Annotated in this window: 16 protein-coding genes and 1 pseudogene; 11 read left to right on the top strand and 6 right to left on the bottom strand. The window is 39.8% G+C overall.

The window, feature by feature from the left end; translation table 11 throughout:
* Window positions 1–111: 111 nt before the first annotated feature.
* On the top strand, window positions 112–1,656 hold the full coding sequence (locus tag AA977_RS00580; RefSeq protein ID WP_000010011.1) for a flagellin B: 1,545 nt from the start codon (window positions 112–114) through the stop codon (window positions 1,654–1,656).
* A 49-nt stretch (window positions 1,657–1,705) separates the two neighbouring features.
* Entirely contained in the window at window positions 1,706–3,589 is a 1,884-nt protein-coding gene (locus AA977_RS00575) for a motility associated factor glycosyltransferase family protein (protein WP_064434170.1), read from the top strand.
* A 10-nt stretch (window positions 3,590–3,599) separates the two neighbouring features.
* Here AA977_RS00575 and AA977_RS00570 read toward each other — a convergent pair whose 3' ends face one another.
* Both AA977_RS00570 and AA977_RS00565 read right to left on the bottom strand, forming a co-directional pair.
* Window positions 3,600–3,896: a hypothetical protein gene (locus tag AA977_RS00570; protein WP_064434169.1), complete on the bottom strand. Its 297-nt coding sequence runs from the start codon at window positions 3,894–3,896 to the stop codon at window positions 3,600–3,602.
* Window positions 3,897–3,915: 19 nt separating this feature from the next.
* On the bottom strand, window positions 3,916–4,545 hold the full coding sequence (locus tag AA977_RS00565; RefSeq protein WP_064435167.1) for a class II aldolase and adducin N-terminal domain-containing protein: 630 nt from the start codon (window positions 4,543–4,545) through the stop codon (window positions 3,916–3,918).
* A 251-nt stretch (window positions 4,546–4,796) separates the two neighbouring features.
* On the opposite strand from AA977_RS00565, the gene AA977_RS00560 reads away from it, so the two are divergent.
* From AA977_RS00560 to dnaK, 3 genes are read left to right on the top strand one after another with little or no spacing between them, the layout of a single operon-like run.
* Window positions 4,797–5,597 (top strand): HrcA family transcriptional regulator, encoded by an 801-nt coding sequence (locus tag AA977_RS00560; RefSeq protein ID WP_064434168.1) that lies wholly within the window; start codon window positions 4,797–4,799, stop codon window positions 5,595–5,597.
* A complete protein-coding gene (gene grpE / locus AA977_RS07920) occupies window positions 5,594–6,148 on the top strand; it encodes a nucleotide exchange factor GrpE (protein ID WP_064434167.1) in 555 nt (184 codons plus the stop codon). Before AA977_RS00560 ends, grpE begins: the two co-directional genes overlap by 4 nt.
* Before the next feature lie 27 nt (window positions 6,149–6,175).
* A complete protein-coding gene (dnaK, locus tag AA977_RS00550) occupies window positions 6,176–8,038 on the top strand; it encodes a molecular chaperone DnaK (protein WP_064434166.1) in 1,863 nt (620 codons plus the stop codon).
* Between the two features lie 166 nt (window positions 8,039–8,204).
* Here dnaK and AA977_RS00545 read toward each other — a convergent pair.
* A pseudogene (locus AA977_RS00545) lies at window positions 8,205–8,788 on the bottom strand (hypothetical protein).
* A 113-nt stretch (window positions 8,789–8,901) separates the two neighbouring features.
* Here AA977_RS00545 and AA977_RS00540 point away from each other — a divergent pair.
* From AA977_RS00540 to AA977_RS00520, 5 genes are all read left to right on the top strand, one after another.
* Entirely contained in the window at window positions 8,902–9,816 is a 915-nt protein-coding gene (locus tag AA977_RS00540; RefSeq protein ID WP_064434165.1) for a PLP-dependent cysteine synthase family protein, read from the top strand.
* A gap of 24 nt (window positions 9,817–9,840) precedes the next feature.
* Entirely contained in the window at window positions 9,841–10,983 is a 1,143-nt protein-coding gene (locus AA977_RS00535; RefSeq protein ID WP_064434164.1) for a cystathionine gamma-synthase, read from the top strand.
* A gap of 37 nt (window positions 10,984–11,020) precedes the next feature.
* Window positions 11,021–11,488, top strand: coding sequence for an S-ribosylhomocysteine lyase (locus tag AA977_RS00530; protein ID WP_020971794.1), 468 nt, complete (start codon window positions 11,021–11,023; stop codon window positions 11,486–11,488).
* Between the two features lie 583 nt (window positions 11,489–12,071).
* Window positions 12,072–13,769, top strand: coding sequence for a methyl-accepting chemotaxis protein (locus AA977_RS00525; RefSeq protein ID WP_064434163.1), 1,698 nt, complete (start codon window positions 12,072–12,074; stop codon window positions 13,767–13,769).
* A 36-nt stretch (window positions 13,770–13,805) separates the two neighbouring features.
* Window positions 13,806–14,576 carry a glycosyltransferase family 2 protein gene (locus tag AA977_RS00520; protein ID WP_064434162.1) on the top strand — a complete coding sequence of 257 codons (771 nt, stop codon included), beginning with the start codon at window positions 13,806–13,808 and terminating at the stop codon, window positions 14,574–14,576.
* On the opposite strand, the gene AA977_RS00515 is transcribed toward AA977_RS00520, so the two are convergent.
* From AA977_RS00515 to AA977_RS00505, 3 genes are all read right to left on the bottom strand, one after another.
* Window positions 14,548–15,309: an outer membrane beta-barrel protein gene (locus AA977_RS00515; protein ID WP_064434161.1), complete on the bottom strand. Its 762-nt coding sequence runs from the start codon at window positions 15,307–15,309 to the stop codon at window positions 14,548–14,550. The genes AA977_RS00520 and AA977_RS00515 overlap by 29 nt on opposite strands.
* Before the next feature lie 397 nt (window positions 15,310–15,706).
* Window positions 15,707–16,813 (bottom strand): epoxyqueuosine reductase QueH, encoded by a 1,107-nt coding sequence (locus AA977_RS00510; protein WP_064434160.1) that lies wholly within the window; start codon window positions 16,811–16,813, stop codon window positions 15,707–15,709.
* Complete coding sequence (locus AA977_RS00505) at window positions 16,813–18,840, bottom strand: methyl-accepting chemotaxis protein (RefSeq protein ID WP_064434159.1); 2,028 nt, start codon at window positions 18,838–18,840, stop codon at window positions 16,813–16,815. Before AA977_RS00505 ends, AA977_RS00510 begins: the two co-directional genes overlap by 1 nt.
* A 199-nt stretch (window positions 18,841–19,039) precedes the next feature.
* Between AA977_RS00505 and thrC the strand changes: the two genes are divergently transcribed.
* Window positions 19,040–20,494: a threonine synthase gene (gene thrC, locus AA977_RS00500; protein ID WP_064434158.1), complete on the top strand. Its 1,455-nt coding sequence runs from the start codon at window positions 19,040–19,042 to the stop codon at window positions 20,492–20,494.
* Window positions 20,495–20,558: the final 64 nt, after the last annotated feature.

Below are 20,558 nucleotides of genomic sequence, written 5' to 3'. Positions count from 1 at the left end.
TTTGACTAAACGCTTTATTAAATCATAAAACTCTATAACGGCACAAAAAATCAAAGAGTTGGAACACCCTTTGCTTGACTAAAAACAAATATCTATGCAAAGGATGCAAACATGAGTTTTAGGATAAATACCAATATCGCCGCTTTAACTTCTCATGCGGTAGGGGTTCAAAACAACAGAGACCTTTCAAGCTCGCTTGAAAAGTTAAGTTCAGGGCTTAGGATCAATAAAGCCGCTGATGATTCTAGTGGGATGGCGATTGCAGATAGCTTAAGGAGTCAAAGCGCGAATTTGGGTCAAGCGATCCGCAACGCTAATGACGCTATTGGTATGGTTCAAACCGCAGATAAAGCGATGGATGAGCAAATCAAAATTTTAGACACCATTAAAACCAAAGCCGTTCAAGCCGCTCAAGACGGGCAAACTTTAGAGAGTAGAAGAGCGCTCCAGAGCGATATTCAAAGGCTGTTAGAAGAATTGGATAATATCGCTAACACCACAAGCTTTAACGGCCAGCAAATGCTTTCAGGAAGTTTTTCTAATAAAGAATTTCAAATCGGCGCGTATTCTAACACCACGGTTAAGGCGTCTATTGGCTCAACGAGTTCGGATAAAATCGGGCATGTGCGCATGGAAACTTCTTCATTTAGTGGTGCAGGCATGTTGGCTAGCGCAGCGGCGCAAAACTTGACTGAAGTGGGCTTGAATTTCAAACAAGTCAATGGCGTGAATGATTATAAGATTGAAACCGTGCGCATTTCTACAAGTGCTGGCACGGGGATCGGGGCGTTGAGCGAGATTATCAACCGCTTTTCTAACACTCTAGGCGTTAGAGCGTCTTATAATGTCATGGCCACTGGCGGCACTCCTGTGCAATCAGGAACTGTTAGGGAACTTACCATTAATGGCGTAGAAATTGGAACGGTGAACGATGTGCATAAAAACGATGCTGATGGGAGGCTAACTAATGCCATCAACTCTGTCAAAGATCGCACCGGCGTGGAAGCGAGCTTGGACATTCAAGGGCGCATTAATTTGCACTCCATTGACGGGCGTGCGATTTCTGTGCATGCAGCGAGCGCGAGCGGTCAAGTTTTTGGGGGAGGGAATTTTGCAGGGATTTCTGGGACACAGCATGCGGTTATTGGGCGCTTGACTTTGACTAGAACCGACGCTAGGGATATTATTGTGAGCGGTGTGAATTTTAGCCATGTGGGCTTTCATTCCGCTCAAGGGGTGGCAGAATACACCGTGAATTTGAGAGCGGTTAGGGGCATTTTTGATGCGAATGTGGCTTCAGCGGCTGGAGCGAACGCTAATGGCGCGCAAGCAGAAACCAACTCTCAAGGCATAGGGGCTGGGGTTACAAGCCTTAAAGGGGCGATGATTGTGATGGATATGGCGGATTCTGCACGCACGCAATTAGACAAGATCCGCTCAGATATGGGGTCGGTGCAAATGGAATTGGTTACCACCATTAATAACATTTCTGTTACCCAAGTGAATGTTAAAGCGGCTGAATCTCAAATCAGAGATGTGGATTTTGCTGAAGAGAGCGCGAACTTTTCTAAATACAATATTTTGGCGCAAAGCGGGAGTTTTGCTATGGCGCAAGCCAATGCGGTGCAACAAAATGTTTTAAGGCTTTTACAATAATAGCCCTTGAAATCCAAAGGGGGCGTTAGCCCTTTTATAAGTTAGAATAATGGACATTTATCAAAAAAACTTACAAGCCCTTTTTAAAAAAGACCCTCTCTTGTTCGCAAAGCTCAAAGCCATTAAAGAGAACAAAAAATACGAAGTGTTTTTAGGGAATGACAGCGCGAATTTCAACCTTTTAGACAAAGAAACAAACACCCCCCTATTTGAAAAAAGCCCGCTAGATTCAAGCTTGGAGCAATATAAAAATAGCGAAATTTGCATGCTTTATCCTTATTTGTATTATTTTGGCTTGGGTAATGGCGTGTTTTATCGCTTGCTTTTAGGCAATGGGAATTTAAAGCGCTTGGTGGTGGTTGAGCCTGAAATAGAGATCATTTTCATTGTGTTGAATCTTTTGGATTTTTCCACTGAGATTTTAGAAAACCGCTTGATTTTGTTGCATGCGGATTTTTGCAATTACAACATGATAGCTTCCTTGTTTGATATGGATAAAAAGTCTCGTTTATACGCAAGAATGTATGATTTAAAAATCTTTAATGCTTATTATGAACGCTATTCTAGTCAAATGATAGAAATCAACCAGCATTTCACGCGCGCTTTAGAGCATGGTGCAATTAGCGTGGGTAATGACGCTAAAGACGCACTGATAGGCATCAAACAGCATGTCGCTAATTTGCCTGAAGTCATTCAAAGCCCTAGTTTAGTGGATTTTGTGAACACTTTAAAAAACAGAGACACCGCCATTATTGTTTCAACCGGGCCTAGTTTGAACAAGCAACTCCCCCTTTTAAAAGAAATCGCTCCTTATGCGACGCTTTTTTGCATAGACGCTTCCTTCCCTATTTTAGCTAAAGCGGGTATCAAGCCTGATATTGTGCTGTCTTTAGAAAGGGTGGATTTAACGGCGAAATTTTATGAAGAAACGCCCCTAGATTTTCAAGAAGGCGTCATTTTTGCTTTAACCTCCATTGTGCATAAACGATTGATTAAAGCGATTAAAAAAGGGGTTAAGCAATTCAGTTTCCGCCCCTTTGGCTACACCAACCTTTTTGATTTGCACCAATATGGTTATGTGGGTATAGGCATGAGTGCAGCGAACATGGCGTATGAATTGGTGGTGCATTCTCGTTTTAAAAGATGCGTGTTTATTGGGCAGGATTTGAGCTTTTCACAAAGCGGTAACAGCCATGCCAGTGGGGCGATTTATGGCGATAGGGAGATCAAGCCTAAAAAGGATAAAGACAAGATTTTTATAGAAAAATATGGGGGTAATGGGGAAGTAGAAACCACTTTAGTGTGGAAACTTTTCTTAGAATTTTTTGAAAAAGATATTTTTAACACGCCCTATAAATTAGAAGTCATTAACGCTACTGAAGGGGGGGCTAGGATTAAAGGGACTAAAGAAATGCCTTTTAAAGAAGTGTGCGAAAAAATAGATAAATCTCAGCCAAAGCCCCCCATCAATCTAAACTATCCCACCCAATTAGAACAGGCTAAAAATCTAAAAACCGCTAAACAAAAATGCGAAGAAATGATCGCATACGCCAAAGAGAAAAAAACGCAAGTTGAAGAAGTGTTTTTAAAAGTGGCAGAGTTTTTAGAAAAAGTGGAAAAACTTCATGAAGAGAAAAAATTAGAAGAGCTGGATTTTAAAGAATTAGAACATTTGAGCGCTGCAATTGATAACATTAAAGAGCTTTTTGATGACAAGCGATTTAATGCGTATTTTATGGATGCAATACAATCTTATATTTTCCATCAAGAATTGCATATCGCTGAAATCGTGTGCAAGAAAACGGATAATGAAGACGAGTTAAGAGCCAAGCAATTAGAATACATTTATGCACACAAATATTGGCTTTTTAGTTTAGCGGGTGGGATGGATTGCGTGATAGAAGCGATTAAAATGGCTTTGAAAGAATGGTAAAACCCCTTATTTAAGCGTATGTGTCTAGTTTGGAATAAATTTCAGGGATACTTTCGCCCTCAACAAGATTTGTTTCAACTTGGGATCTGTCTTTGATGGTGCCATCGTTATTGATAGCGTTTAAAACCTGCAGTCGGTCAAAATCAGGGGCGTTTTGCGTGTTGTTTTCACTAAAACCATCTTGAATATTGCTTTGTTGCAAATCTTGTTCTACTTGATCCCTATCTTTTATCGTTGCGTCATTATTGATATTATTCAAGGTTTGGAGTTGCGTGAAGTTAGGGGTGTAATGGGTGTTGATGGTCATGTTTATCCTTTCAAGCTTTTTACACGCTCAATCGTGGATCATCATTATAACAAAAATCCATTAAATCGCCCAGTCGTAAAACCTTGCATGAGTTTTCAATCAAATCAAAGACTTCCATGAGTTTAGAAAGCTCTCTGTGGTAGGCAAAAATCCCGCACCCTTTAATGAAAACAAAATATTTTTTGCTCTCTTGCAACTGGCGTAAAATTTCCGTATCCGCTCTTTCTTGCCAGCTGTCATAATCTTTGGGGTTAAAAATCGTTACTTCTTCGCCCAAAGAACGATACCCTAAATAATCTCTGGGGAGCAATCGGTTATGGCGTAAAGAATACGCCAAACTATAGGGAGGGCGTGCATAAACGATGAATTTAGCGTCCAAAAACTCCTTATACACGCTCGCATGGATAGGCGAATCTAAGCTTGCTTCTTTCCAGCGGTAATCTATTTTGTCATGCAAAACTAGTAGGGTGTTTTCATTCAATTGATCAAAAACAGCGTTTCTTTTATTGATCACAAACTGGTTAGTGCCAATGCGTGCAGAAATGGAGCCTTGATAAAGCCCAAAAAAACCCTTTCTAAACATGGATAATGAAATGCTTTGGAGCGAACGAATCAGATCGCTGTCAATGCCTCTTGTGTGTGTGTTCATGCTTGCATGATAACAAGTTTTATCTAATATCAAGATATGATTGACCCAATAGATCCAAATTAAATCAACTCTATAAAAAATCCTAATTTAATCATAGTAATTAAATTTAGTGATACAGACTAAACTTTAAAGAAAAATCCTGTAATTTTTATCACTTGTTTTAAAAAAGTGACAGATTATTAACTTTTTGCGCTATAATGCGAAAGTCATTCCATTAAAAATGGCGATTGACGAGATGTTTTTAAAAAATGATGTTAAGAAGAATTGAAGTAGGTTCTGATTTGAATAAAAAAGAGAGTTTGTTAGATGCGTTTGTTAAAGCCTATCTGCAGACCTTAGAACCCATTAGTTCTAAACGCTTGAAAGAGCTGGCGGACTTGAAAGTGTCTTGCGCGACGATCAGGAATTATTTTCAAATCCTTTCCAAAGAGGGCATGCTCCATCAAGCCCATTCTAGCGGCGCTAGATTGCCCACTTTTAAGGCGTTTGAAAATTATTGGCGCAAGTCATTGAGCTTTGAAGTTTTAAGCGTGAATGAAAAACGCCTAAAAAGCGCTAGCGAGAATTTTGGGCTTTTTGTTTTGTTAAAAAAACCCAGTTTGGAGCGTTTAGAAAGAGTCATTGAGTGCGAAAAACGCTTCTTGATTTTGGATTTTTTAGCGTTTTCTTGTGCGATTGATTACAGCGTTAAAATGGAGAAGTTTTTATTAGAGCTTGTGGGTAAAAGCGTTAAAGAAGTGCGCTTGATTGCCGCTTCTGTCAATGCGTTGAGTTTGGCCAGACAATTAGAGCGTTTGGAGTATTCCAATGCGCAAATTGCACGCTTTAATCTCATGGGGTTAAAAACGCTTTTAAACAGCCCTTTATTTTTTGACATTTTAGGGGGTAAGATTTTGGAGCGTTTGAAAAAAGGGTTGCATTTTATAGAGCCTAATCGCATGTTAGTAACACGCCCTATAAAATTTCAAGACATGCAAGCGCAACTGCTTTGTGTGGGAAAGTTGGAATGCGATTATGAAGGGTTTTTTCAAACCATTAAGGAGGAACGATGAAAGATGAACACGAACATGATTTAAGCCAAAAAGAGCCAGAGTCTTGCGAAAAGGCTTGCGCTTGTGAAAGCAAAAAACAAGAAGCGAGCGAAAAAGAATGCGAGATTAAGGAAGATTTTGAGCTTAAATACCAAGAAATGCACGAAAAATATTTGAGGGTGCATGCGGATTTTGAAAACGTGAAAAAGCGCTTAGAAAGAGACAAGAGCATGGCGTTAGAGTATGCGTATGAAAAAATTGCGCTGGATTTATTGCCGGTGATTGATGCGCTTCTTGGGGCTCATAAGAGCGCTGTAGAAGTGGATAAAGAGAGCGCTTTAACGAAAGGCTTGGAGCTTACGATGGAAAAGTTGCATGAAGTTTTGGCAAGGCATGGCATTGAGGGGATTGAATGCTTAGAAGAATTTGATCCCAATTTCCACAATGCGATCATGCAAGTCAAAAGCGAAGAAAAAGAAAACGGAAAAATCGTGCAAGTTTTGCAACAGGGTTACAAGTATAAAGGTAGGGTTTTAAGGCCTGCAATGGTGAGCATTGCTAAAAACGATTGAATTTATTTTAAAAAGAAAGGATAACGCATGGGAAAAGTTATTGGAATTGATTTAGGGACAACCAACTCTGCAATGGCAGTGTATGAGGGTAATGAAGCAAAGATTATTGCTAACAAAGAGGGTAAAAACACCACTCCCTCTATTGTAGCTTTTACGGATAAGGGCGAGATTTTAGTGGGCGAGAGTGCGAAAAGACAAGCGGTTACTAACCCAGAAAAAACCATTTATTCCATTAAAAGAATCATGGGCTTGATGTTTAATGAAGAAAAGGCTAAAGAAGCTGAAAAACGCTTGCCTTATAAGATTGTGGATAGGAATGGGGCTTGCGCGATTGAAATTTCCGGTAAAATTTATACCCCTCAAGAAATTTCAGCCAAAATTTTAATGAAGCTCAAAGAAGACGCTGAAAGTTATTTGGGCGAGAGCGTTAGCGAAGCGGTGATCACGGTTCCAGCTTATTTTAACGACAGCCAAAGGAAAGCGACTAAAGAAGCCGGCACGATTGCAGGGCTTAATGTTTTAAGGATTATCAATGAGCCTACTAGCGCGGCGTTAGCTTATGGCTTGGATAAAAAAGAGAGTGAAAAAATCATGGTTTATGATTTGGGTGGGGGGACTTTTGATGTTACCGTTTTAGAAACAGGCGATAATGTCGTGGAAGTTTTAGCCACAGGGGGCGATGCGTTTTTAGGAGGCGATGATTTTGACAATCGTGTGATTGATTTTTTAGCGACTGAATTTAAAAGCGAAACAGGCATTGAAATCAAAAACGATGTGATGGCGTTGCAACGCTTAAAAGAAGCGGCTGAAAACGCTAAAAAAGAATTAAGCTCTGCGATGGAAACTGAAATCAACTTGCCCTTTATTACAGCGGACGCTACCGGGCCTAAACACTTGGTTAAAAAACTCACTAGGGCCAAATTTGAAAGCTTGACAGAGGATTTGATTGAAGAAACGATTTCTAAGATTGAAAGCGTGATTAAAGATGCAGGACTAACCAAAAATGAGATTTCAGAAGTGGTGATGGTGGGCGGATCTACTCGTATCCCTAAAGTTCAAGAAAGGGTGAAAGGGTTTATCAACAAAGAGTTGAATAAGAGTGTCAATCCTGATGAGGTCGTGGCGGTGGGCGCGAGCATTCAAGGGGGCGTGTTAAAAGGCGATGTGAAAGATGTGCTTTTATTAGATGTTACGCCTTTAAGCCTTGGGATTGAAACTTTAGGGGGCGTGATGACTAAAGTCATTGATAGAGGCACGACTATTCCTGCGAAAAAATCTCAAGTGTTCTCAACCGCTGAAGACAACCAGCCCGCTGTGTCTATTATGGTTTTACAAGGCGAAAGGGATTTAGCAAGGGATAATAAATCTTTGGGTAAATTTGATTTGCAAGGCATCGCTCCAGCTCCAAGGGGCGTGCCTCAAATTGAAGTAACCTTTGATATTGACGCTAATGGGATTTTAACCGTGTCAGCGCAAGATAAAAATACCGGTAAAAGCCAAGAAATTAAGATTTCTGGCTCTAGCGGGTTGTCTGATAGCGAGATTGAAAAAATGGTTAAAGACGCTGAGTTGCACAAAGAAGAGGACGCAAGGAAAAAAGAAGTGATTGAAGCGAGAAACCATGCCGATAGTTTGGCGCACCAAACCCAAAAGAGTCTTGATGAGCATAAAGCGAATTTGAATGAAAATGACGCTAATGAGATCCAAAACGCCATTAACGCCCTTAAAGATTGCATCAAAAACGATAACGCTACTAAAGCGGAGCTTGAAGACAAAACGAAATTATTAGCGCAAGCGGCTCAAAAACTAGGCGAAGCTATGGCGAATAAAAACAACGCTGAGCAACCCAAGAAAAAAGACGATGATGTGATTGATGCGGAAGTGGAATAAAAACGCATCAAACTTCTTTTAAGCGAGTGGGTTTGATAAAGATCCGCTTGCCTTTCTCACTTTCATCAATGGGATACTGATTTAAAAGGTTTTATTAAAAATCCCATTTTTTAAAAAATAAATATTAAAGTTAAATGAGATTTTTATTTTTTGCATAAGGGCTGTTTTAAGAACTTGTGCTAGATGGCTCTAATTCAAAATACGCAGTGGGGATTTGATTAAATGCATTAATAATGCATTAATAAGGTGTAAAAAATAGTCGGTAATGTCTTCAAGATCGGCTTCTAAATCGTCATAGAGCTTCTGATAGCATGCGTTTTCAATAACGATCTTATCATACGCTGGGCATTTTTGACACTCTTTTTCCCCATCTTTCTCTATGGATCGACCTATACAAAGATCAATTTTTTCTGCATCGTTGCACCAATAGTAAGCAAGCCAAATGTAAAAACCTTTTTTGGGGGTTGGTTTTTCACGATTGACAAATCCCTCCCCTAAAATATCCTGACGGCAAAAGGCCATTGATGGCTCATTGGATAAATTCCCAGAGCCAAGACTAATCTTGCACACATAACCCCATGGCGCTAAAACCTTGTTCAGCCCTCTTTGGCATGAACCATACTTTGGTATTTTTGGTTTTTTACATGTTTGTTTTTCCTCTTGCGCTTTAGCGTCTATTAACGCTACAAACTCTCTTAACAAATCTTGAAACGCTTTTCTTTGCTCCTTATCCCACTCTATCGTTTTCATGACAGCTCCTTGATTACTCTTAATAAGCCAACATTTTATCCTAAATTTACCTCCATTTAATGAGTTTAGGCATAATGATAAAAATTATTGCTACCCTTTATTTAGGAGGAATGATGATCATCACCGCAATGCAAGACGCCATTGGCCACACTCCCATTTTTAAATTCACGAGAAATTACCCTATCCCAAAAGATTCCGTTATTTACGCCAAACTAGAGCATCTAAACCCAGGAGGGAGTATCAAAGACCGCTTAGGCCAATATCTCATAGAAGAAGGGCTTAGAATGGGCAAAATTACTCCCCAAACGACCATCATTGAGCCTACTGCGGGCAATACCGGCATCGCTTTGGTGCTAGTTGCACTCAAACACCATCTCAAAACCATCTTTGTTGTCCCGGAAAAATTCAGCGTAGAAAAACAACAAATCATGAGAGCTTTGGGGGCTACAGTGATCAACACGCCTACTAGTGAGGGGATTTCTGGAGCCATTAAAAAAAGTAAAGAGTTAGCCAAAAGTATCCCTGATAGCTATTTGCCCTTGCAATTTGAAAACCCTAGTAATCCCGCCGCCTACTACCACACTTTAGCCCCTGAGATTTTCCAAAAATTAGGCGCAAAGCTTACGAGCTTTGTAGCCGGGATAGGTAGTGGTGGGACTTTTGCAGGCACGGCCCAATATTTAAAAGAACGCATTCCTTCTATTCGCTTGATTGGGGTGGAGCCGGAGGGTTCTATTTTGAATGGAGGGGAGCCTGGACCTCATGAGATTGAGGGCATTGGCGTGGAGTTTATCCCTCCGTTTTTTGCAAACTTGGATATTGATGGCTTTGAAACGATTTCAGATGAAGAGGGTTTTCATTACACTAGGGAGTTGGCTAAAAAAAACGGCTTGTTGGTGGGGAGCTCTAGTGGGGCGGCTTTTGCAGCAGCGTTGAGGGAAGTGCAACGCCTCCCCAATGGCAGCCAAGTTTTAACCATTTTCCCGGATGTTGCCGATCGTTATCTCTCAAAAGGTATTTATTCATAAAAATTCAATAAAAAAGGAAAAATCATGCGCATGCAAACCAAATTGATCCATGGAGGTATTAGTGAGGACGCCACAACAGGGGCGGTGAGCGTGCCTATTTATCAAACTTCCACCTACCGCCAAGACGCCATAGGCCGCCCAAAGGGCTATGAATACTCTCGCTCAGGCAACCCCACACGCTTTGCATTAGAAGAGCTTATCGCTGATCTAGAAGGGGGGGTTAAAGGGTTTGCTTTTGCCTCTGGTTTAGCCGGGATTCACGCTGTCTTTTCGCTCTTGCAATCAGGCGATCATGTGTTATTGGGCGATGATGTCTATGGGGGGACTTTCCGCTTGTTTGACAAGGTGCTTTCTAAAAACGGGCTTTCTTGCACCATTATAGACACTAGCGATATTTCTCAAATACAAAAAGCTATCAAGCCCAACACCAAAGCCCTTTATTTGGAATCCCCTAGTAACCCCTTGCTTAAAATCACAGATTTGAAGCAATGCGCTAGTCTTGCTAAAACGCATGGCCTGCTCACTATCGTGGATAACACCTTTGCCACGCCTTATTGCCAAAACCCGCTTCTTTTAGGAGCGGATATTGTAGTGCATAGCGGCACAAAATATTTAGGCGGGCATAGCGATGTGGTCGCCGGGCTTGTAACCACGAATAATGAAGCCCTAGCCCAAGAGATCGCTTTTTTCCAAAACGCTATCGGGGGGGTGCTAGGCCCTCAAGACAGCTGGTTGTTGCAAAGAGGGATTAAAACGCTAGCATTGCGCATGGAGGCTCATCAAAAAAACGCCCTTTGTGTGGCTGAGTTTTTAGAAAAACACCCTAAAGTGGAGAGGGTTTATTACCCAGGCTTGCCCACTCACCCTAATCATGATCTAGCCAAAACTCAGATGTGCGGTTTTAGCGGGATGCTTTCTTTCACCCTCAAAAACGACAACGAAGCGACTCTTTTTGTAGAAAGCCTTAAACTATTCATTTTAGGCGAGAGTTTGGGTGGGGTGGAAAGTCTGGTAGGCATTCCGGCGTTTATGACCCATGCGTGTATCCCTAAAATGCAACGAGAAGCCGCAGGGATTAGAGATGGTTTGGTGCGCTTGTCTGTGGGGATTGAGCATGAAAAGGATTTGTTAGAAGATCTAGAGCAAGCGTTCGCTAAAATAAGCTAGAATTTCATCACAATTGATGGATAAAGGAATTAAGAAAATGAAAACACCAAAAATGAATGTAGAAAGTTTTAACTTGGATCACACCAAAGTCAAAGCCCCTTATGTGCGTGTCGCTGATCGCAAAAAGGGCGTCAATGGGGATTTGATAGTCAAATACGATGTGCGCTTCAAACAACCCAACCAAGATCACATGGACATGGCAAGCTTGCATTCTTTGGAGCATCTAGTCGCTGAGATTATCCGCAACCATGCCAATTATGTTGTGGATTGGTCGCCTATGGGCTGCCAAACGGGATTTTATCTCACGGTGTTAAACCATGACAATTACACAGAGATTTTAGAAGTTTTGGAAAAAACGATGCAAGATGTGTTAAAGGCTACAGAAGTGCCTGCGAGCAATGAAAAGCAATGCGGTTGGGCGGCTAACCACACTTTAGAGGGTGCAAAGAATTTAGCAAGTGCTTTTTTATCCAAACGAGATGAGTGGGCTGAAGTAGGGATTTAAGGGGTGGTTAGGGGGAGAATTGTTTCAAAATATCCCCTATTGTCTTAATCCCCTTAATAAATGAGTTTCTTACTGCAAAGTGAAACCGCCCCTTTCTAAAGCAAGGGGCTTCCTAACTAAAGTGGCTCAACGGACACTAACCAACAGACACTAACATGAAAAGCTTTGTTTTTTAAAGTCCGCATGGATATTTCTCACCCCCAAAAAGACTAGAGAGATTTTGCTATCTTTTAGTTTAAATATAGCCTAACGGCTATACGCTTACTTGCCACTAAAGGATAGAGTTTTTCGTGCGGTTAGGATAAAATCTAAAACGACAAACAAAGTAACTAAAACCCCCATTTTTTAAAAGATAAAGAAATTAAAGTTAAATAATATTTTTTATTTTTATGATTTTATTTTTAAGCCCAACTTAAAAGAGAGTATCTTATAATTCTAGCTTGTTAGATTTTCACTTTTTCAGTGGCTTCAAACATTGGGTTTTAATTTAATTTTGCGCCTCTCATTTTTCGGGGGGGGGGGTTATTTAGAAGCTAAACTCTCAAATTAGGGTTTGACTTAAAAATGATATTACAGGAGATGAATGGTGTTTGCTTCAGTATTTTCTTCATTGGGGGTGCGTATCGTGCTAGTCGTGTTAGCCGCGCTTTTGGGTTTAGGAGGGTTGTCCATTAGTTTGGTAAAAGTCATGCAAAAAGATGCGCTAGAGCAACTCATGGGGCATTTAGAAACCGGACAATACAAAAAGCGTGAAAAAACGCTCGCTTACATGACAAGACTTCTTGAACAGGGCATTCATGAGTATTACAAAAATTTTGATAATACCACTGCAAGAAAAATGGCACTGGATTATTTCAAACGCATCAATGATGATAAGGGCATGATTTATATGGTGGTGGTGGATAAAAATGGGGTGGTATTGTTTGATCCGGTCAATCCCAAAACCATAGGCCAATCAGGGCTTAGTTTGCAAAGCGTTGATGGGGTGTATTATGTTAAGGGCTATTTGGAAGCGGCTAAAAAAGGGGGAGGCTACACTTATTATAAAATGCCCAAATACGATGGGGGCGTGCCGGAGAAAAAATTCGCTTACTCGCATTATGATGAAGTGTCTCAAATGGTGATCGCAGCGACTTCTTACTACACTGATATTAACGCTGAGAATCAAGCGATCAGACAAGGCGTGGAGAAGGTTTTCAATGAAAACACCGCAAAATTATTCCTTTGGATATTGATAGCGACGATAGCGTTAGCGGTTTTAACGCTGATATACGCCAAATTAAGGATCGTGAAACGCATTGATGATTTAGTCCTTAAAATCAACGCTTTTAGCCATGGGGATAAGGATTTGAGGGCCAAAATTGAAGTGGATGATCGCAACGATGAAATCTCGCAAGTGGGGCATGGGGTCAATTTGTTTGTAGAAAAGGCTCGCTTGATTATGGAAGAGATTAAGGGGATTTCCACCCTCAATAAGACTTCAATGGACAAATTAGTCCAAATCACAAAAGAAACCCAAGAGAGCATGAAAAATTCCTCAACCACCCTAAATTCCGTGAAAGATAAGGCCACTGATGTGGCTAGCGTGATGAATGCTTCTATAGAGCAATCTCAAGGGTTAAGGAAGCGTTTGATTGAAACGCAAGGGCTTGTCAAAGAGAGCAAGGATGCGATTGGGGATTTATTTTCTCAAATCATAGAGGGCGCACACACTGAAGAAGAGCTGTCTAATAAAGTGGAGCAACTAAGCCACAACGCTGATGATGTCAAATCCATTTTGGATATTATCAATGATATTGCCGATCAAACGAATCTATTGGCCCTAAACGCCGCTATTGAAGCCGCAAGGGCCGGCGAACATGGCAGAGGCTTTGCAGTGGTGGCTGATGAAGTTAGGAATTTAGCCGGGCGCACTCAAAAATCTTTAGCCGAAATCAACTCCACTATCATGGTGATTGTCCAAGAAATTAATGATGTGAGCTCGCAAATGAATCTCAATTCGCAAAAAATGGAGCGTTTGAGCGATATGAGTAAAAGCGTGCAAGAAACTTACGAAAAAATGAGCGCTAATTTGAGTTCAGTCGTTTTAGATAGCAATCAAAGCATGGACGATTACGCCAAATCCGGACACCAAATTGAAGCGATGGTAAGCGATTTTGTAGAAGTGGAAAAAGTGGCTTCTAAAACTTTAGCTGACTCTTCAGATATTTTAAAAATCGCTACGCATGTGAGTGAAACAACCAAAAATTTAGACAAACAAGTGAATTTATTTAAAACTTAGTTATACAATGGGGGAGTTTATTATAAAAGGGTTTAATTGCTAAAAGTTTCAGTGATCACGGCGTGTTTTAATAGCGAAAAAACCATTGAAGACACCATTCTTTCCGTGCTTAATCAAACTTATAAAAACATTGAATACATTATTATAGACGGATCTAGCGCGGATGGTACTTTAGAAATCATTCAAAAATATAAAGACAAAATCGCTTGCGTGGTGAGTGAAAAAGATAAGGGTATTTATGACGCCATGAATAAGGGCATAAGGCGCGCGAGCGGGGATATTATCGCTTTATTGAACAGCGATGATTTTTACAAAGATGAGTTCGTTTTAGAAAAAGTGGTGCACGAGTTTGAAAACAAAAATTGCGATAGCGTGTATGCGGATCTGGTTTTTGTCAAGCCTAATTGTTTAGAAAAAGTGGTGCGCTATTATGAAAGCGGGGAGTTTCACCCTAAAACCTTACTTTATGGTGTCGTGCCAGCGCACCCCACGCTCTTTGTTAAAAAAGAAATCTATGAACGCTATGGGCTATACAAAAGCGACTATAAGATTTCAGCGGATTTTGAGATGATCATCCGCTTGTTTGTGGTGCAAAAAATAAGCTTTTCTTATTTGAAAGAAGTGTTAGTAGTGATGCGCACCGGTGGGGCTAGCACGAAAGGGTTTAAAAGCCTTTTATTAAGGAATAAAGAAAACATAAGAGCTTGCAAAGAAAACGGCATTCAAACGAATGTTTTTTCCATGCTTTTAAAATACCCTAGGAAAGTCATGGGCTTATTCAAAAGGAAACGACTAAAGAGAAGTTAGCGTTAAATCGTGGTTTGAATCTTTCTTGATGGTTGTTGTAGGTGTAAAAAACATTCCTCACTAAGGGCATTTCAATCCCTAATTGCAAGGACAAATAGCCGATAAAATCCACGATAAAACCAAAGCGGAAAGGGGCTTGGAAAAAGGTTTTTTTGGTTCTTGGAATGATCGTTGTAATCGCACCCGGTTTAATCGTATCCACCAATAACACCCCTTGCTCTAAAGCGAGACCCAAATAACTCCTAAAACGATAAATATTTTTATCTACAAAAATCCAAGAAAAATCTAACCCGCCCCCATAATTTTGCACCATTAAGGTTTGAGGCTGAGAGAGAGAAACGGAATGGAAATAATTATAGGCACTAAAGATTCTAAAACCGATCTTAGGGTGGTTTCTTAAAAAATGCTCTAAACCAGTAGCGGTGTTAAACCCTATGCTATTAGCCACAAAAGTCAAGCTTTGATTAGAAGTTGAAAAAGTGGCTTGCGAATAGTTGTATCCAAAAATGAAAAAGAATTTAAGGCTTTTTTCTAAAGCTCTTTTTAAAATTTGCTGGTTTTTGTCTAAAACTCGCTGTTTTTCACTGCTTTTATTGATGGTTGGGGGTTCAGGTTTGTCGTCTTCATTCTTATTTTTAAAATTTTCTAAGAATTTAGACCAAGTGATTTCATTAGCTTCTAAAAAGAATGGGTTCAACGATAAAAAGAGATAAACAACAAACAGAGTTTTCAAATACGACCTTAATTTTTTAGTGCATTGTGCCTAATTATCTTAAATTAACTTTAAACTACTTGCATGTTTTGACTAAACATAACCGCCGTTTATACACAATACTATATTTTACAATATGATATATTGTTTTAGATTTTGTTCTCACCAAGTATAGATCACCAACTAACATTCTTTAATTTTAAACAACGGGGTTTTTAGGTTTTGTCTTAAACTCATTTTTGGAAATAAATTGAGGTATAAAAGCAACCACAGATTTAACTCTAGCTTGTGCAAAAATTTTAGACCCTAACACACTCCAAATGCTTGCGACAAGGAAAAACCTAAAAGTTATTATTTGCCTAATTGCAGTTTAAAACAAGCTAAAAAGCCATAGAATGAAGCGACTAAACCCCCAAGCTTACAGCAAATAAAACACCTTTTCTTCTTGAAACACGCTTTTGATTTCTACAAAAAGGGTTTTTTCTATGCATTCTTCTAGCACGATGATAGGGTTAAGGCTCTCGCTCCCACTCACTAACGCCCTTAAAAACAACTCTTCTTCATAACTTAAGGGGTTGAGGCTGAGATCTTTTAAATGATTGTAGCGTTTTTCCATGAGCGTATTAAGGCTTTCTAAAGTTAAAAACAGGGTTTCATCTCTTTGACTATAGCCCACCACCACTTTTAAGCGTTGGGAAAAAACCCATCTTAAATCATTGATTCTCACTTTAGCCTTACTTTTAGAGCGCGCTAGAATGTAGCAATTCAAAGGGTTTGAATTTTTAGAAAGCCACACGCCCCCATTCAATAAGCGGTAAGTTGCAATCGTTTTTTGGGCTAAAAAAGGCTTGTCATTATTTTTTTTAGCTGTTTCTAGCTCCCTAAAAACTTGCGTTCTTTCTTCAATGCTTGCGGGTAAAATCTGGCGTTTTAGGGGCGAGTAAAGTTCAAAGGGGCTTCTGTTTTGGGATTCTTTTTGGATTTTCAAAGCGAATTGACAACCGCAATAATTTTGCCTGTAAAGCTCGTTTTCTCTCGCTAAAGCTTGCAAGTTTAAATCCAACTCGCTTTTAAAATGTTCAAAATTATCGTTTTTAAACACGATAAATTCCAAATTGTGCCTTTGCGCAATGCTCTGCCCTTTAGCGATGAGCTGGTTAGGGTCTTTTTTGGGGCTTGTGAGTAAGGTGGTGGTGAATTTTTCTTCCCCCAATTCAAAGGCTTTTAAAGCGCTCGCTTCTAAGCGTAAATCAAAGCATTCAAAACAGCGCTCGCTTTTTTCCCCTAACAATTCCTTACCTTTAGCTTTATCTAAAAACTTTTCTAATTCATAATCGCCTTCAATCAGTTCAATTTCTAGCATTTCGCAAGTGCGCTTCACGTCTTCTAAACGCAACAAGTATTCGCTATAAGGGTGGATATTGGGGTTATAAAAAAATCCTATAATTTTTTCACCCGCAAAAGCCTCTTTGGCTTTTTTTAAAAAATAAAGGTTATCCACCGAGCAGCAAATATGAATGAGCATTAAAACTGCTTTTTATTCACATCTTCTAAAATATCGTTAGAGACTTTGTCAATTTCTTGACTGATTTCTAAAGAATCGCTAGCGATTTTTAGATTGCCCTCAGTAACCGATCTTAAGGCTTCAATAGAAGCGTTGATCTCTTCTACTTCTTTAACCTGGTTTTTAATGCTCTCGCTCGTGTCTGAAATGCTTTGGACAAGAATGTTAATGTTGGCTTCAATCTCACTGAGCGATTTTTGCGTCCTTTCAGCGAGTTTTCGCACCTCATCAGCCACCACCGCAAAACCTCTGCCATGCTCGCCGGCTCTTGCGGCTTCAATAGCAGCGTTTAGGGCTAATAAATTCGTTTGATCGGCAATGTCTCTAATGATTTCTACAATGCTTTTAATGTCTTGCCCTTGCTCAATCATAGCCTCACTTTGAGAGCTCACGCCTTGAATGGAAGTGGTAATATTTTCTATCGTTTTGGAAGTTTCCATCAAGCTTTTGTGTTGGGAATTTGAAGCCTTTTCTAAATTCTGCACGCATTCTTTCAAATTCGCGCTGTCATTCGCTAGATCTTTTGCAAAATTAGACGAAGTTTCTAGCATTTTTTGGATTTCTTGCCCCAAAGCGTTAGTAACCAATTCCACCCTACCCGAAGCGTTTTGGATCCGCCCTCTAAAATCCAAACCAGAATAGCTTTCAAAGATTTTAAAAATGCTTGGCATGTGAGTCCCTACGCTTTCTTGCAAATAATCCATGATCCCGTTTAAAGCGTCCCTTAGTTCTTTTAAATCAGGGCTTGCGGGTTCAGCGTTGATACGTACTGCAAAATTCCCTGCTTTCACGTCTGAAACCACTTTAATGGTGTCTTGGACGGCTTGCCTGTCTTCTTGCATGATTTTTTGGGTTTGCAAGATATTTTTATTGATCGCTGTTTGCATGCGCCCTAGTTCATCATTGGACTTGGCTTCAACCAATTTAATATCGCTAGAATGGGCTTGATTGTTCAACAATTTAAAGAAATGAGACAAGGTGCTAGAAACGATTTCTAAACGATTGCTGACAATCGCTCGCATTAAGAGGGTGATCGCTACGATTAAAGCTAACACCATGATCGCGCTCGCTATCACCACCACAAAACGCACCGATCCCACTTGCTCATAGACCTTGTCTTTTTCAATGATTAAAGCCACCATCCAATTCAAATTGTCTTTACTTTCTGTTTTGCCTAGCATCCTAAAGGTTTCAACGGCTAAATAATTGTCTTTATGAGTAAAAGGATCCAGGTATTCTAAAGTCGCTTTAGAGCCATTTTCTAAAATCGCCATCACTTCGTTAGTGGCTTTAGGCACGCTTTTATAAATTTCGGTGATGGATTTGTCTTGCAAACTCTTATTCGCACTCAAAAGCACTTTACCCTTGATGCCAATTAAAAACAAATCGCTCCTGTTTTTAGTGATTTCATTACTGAAGCTGTCAATAGAAAGGAAAACCATCAAAGCCCCCACCACTTCTTGAGTGTTTTCATTTAATAAAGGTGAAAGAATATCAACCCCATAAACTTCCTTGCCATCAGGCATTTTCCTATAATAAGGCAAGCTTTTAGCGATTTCTTTAGTTTTCATCACTTTTTGCACTAAAGGGTTATTCCCTAATGTTTGATTTTCCACTAGCTTGATCGCATCATTGTCCCGTAAAAGCGTCCATCTCAAATCTTCTCTGTCTTTAAAAAATATGCCCACCCCAGCGACATGCGAATTAGCCAAAACAAAGTTTTTTAACAATTTGATTTTGATTTCTTTCTTGGTGTCTTGAGGGAGCATGTTTTTGACAACGCCTAGGCTCGTATAAATATTTTCAAGAACCGATTGGACTTCTTTAACCTTAAAATGCAAACCCTCTTGCATGGAATGCAAAGCGTTTTCTTTTAAAATCTCTTTCACCCTGCTATTCAAGGACACCCCTAAAATACCCACGCACACGATCACAATCAACGCCACCCACACTATGATTTTATTACTGATACTCAAACCTTTAGACAAAACACAACCCCATTATGATGAAATATCTCTTTGCCAATATCTTTTTGACAAAAATTTAGGCTCAATTATAGTCTTATAATAATAAATTAAAAATTAAACCGATCAAAGAGATCACCAATCATTCCCCTTAAAAAACCATTTTAAGCTTGCATTCGTTCTTTTAGGGTATGCTATGGCTAAAAATTATGAAGGAAGAATAATGCCTTTTGTCCCTACGCGCTCTTTGAAAGAAAGAAAGATTGATTTTATTGAAGCGATACTAAACCCTAACGCTCCCAAAAGCGGGCTTTACACTTTAGAGCGTTTTGAAACATTAGAATGGCAAGATTGTTTGAATCTGAGCTATAACGAGCTAGTAGAATGCGTGTTTGAGCGATTGGGTTTAGAGATTTCTAAAGGTTTATTGACAGACGCTTTAAAACGCTATGAAAATTTTGATAACCCTAAAAATCCAGCCCCTATTTTTGCACTCAATGAAAGGCTTTTTGTCCAAGAGCTCTACCATGGGCCTAGCCTAGCGTTTAAAGACATGGCATTGCAGCCTTTAGCGAGCTTGTTTTCCAATCTAGCGGTAGGAAAAAATGAAAAGTATTTGATGCTCGTTTCTACAAGCGGGGATACCGGCCCTGCGACTTTGGAAGGTTTAGCGAACATGCCCAATGTTTTTGTGGTGTGTTTATACCCCAAAGACGGCACAAGTTTAGTCCAAAAACTCCAAATGGTTACCCAAAACGCTAGTAACTTAAAAGTGTTTGGGATCAGCGGGGATTTTGATGATGCGCAAAACGCGCTCAAAAACCTTTTAAAAGACGATGATTTTAACGAAGCCCTAAAGATGCACCAATTAAAATTGAGCGTGGCTAATTCCGTGAATTTTGGGCGCATCGCTTTTCAAGTTGTCTATCACATTTGGGGCTTTTTAGAATTGTATAAAAAAGGCGCGATCAATTCTAAAGAAAAAATCACCCTAGCCATACCGAGCGGTAATTTTGGGAATGCATTAGGGGCGTTTTATGCTAAAAAAATGGGCTTAAATATCGCTAAAATCAAGGTGGTAACCAATAGCAATGATGTTTTAAGGGAGTTTATAGAAACAGGCCGTTACGATTTAACCAAGCGCTCATTGAAACAAACTTTCTCCCCGGCTATGGATATTTTAAAAAGCTCCAATGTGGAAAGGGTGCTTTTTGATCTTTTTGGGTTTGAACGCACGCTGGAATTGATGCAAGCTTTAGAAGAAGAGAAATTTTATGAATTAAAACCTAAGGAATTAGCCCTTTTACAAGAGCATTTTTCTTGCGCGAGCTGTTTAGATGGAGATTGTTTGAAAACCATTCAAGAAGTTTATGCAGAACACCAATACCTGATTGACCCCCACACCGCCACCGCCTTAAATGCAAGCTTAAAAACCCATGAAAAAACCCTCGTTTCTGCCACCGCTTCTTATGAAAAATTCCCTAGCACCACCCTTTTAGCCCTAAACGAGCAAAAAAAAGACGATAAAACCGCCCTAGAAGCGCTAAAAAACAACTACAACACTCCGGATAGCAAACGCCTTGATGATTTGTTTGAAAGAGAGATCAAACACCAAGAAGTTTTAAAGCTCAATGAGATCAAATCTTCTATCCTTTTGTGGTTAGAAAGCATTCATTAATCTTTTTTAAGCCATTATGCCTAATAAAGTGTCAATTTTAAGTCAAACTACACTATAATTGGAT

Source organism: Helicobacter pylori, assembly GCF_001653455.1.
Taxonomy (GTDB): Bacteria; Campylobacterota; Campylobacteria; order Campylobacterales; family Helicobacteraceae; genus Helicobacter; species Helicobacter pylori_A.
The sequence above is the reverse complement of the archived record's forward strand: the minus strand, read 5'-3'. Positions and strand labels throughout refer to the sequence as shown.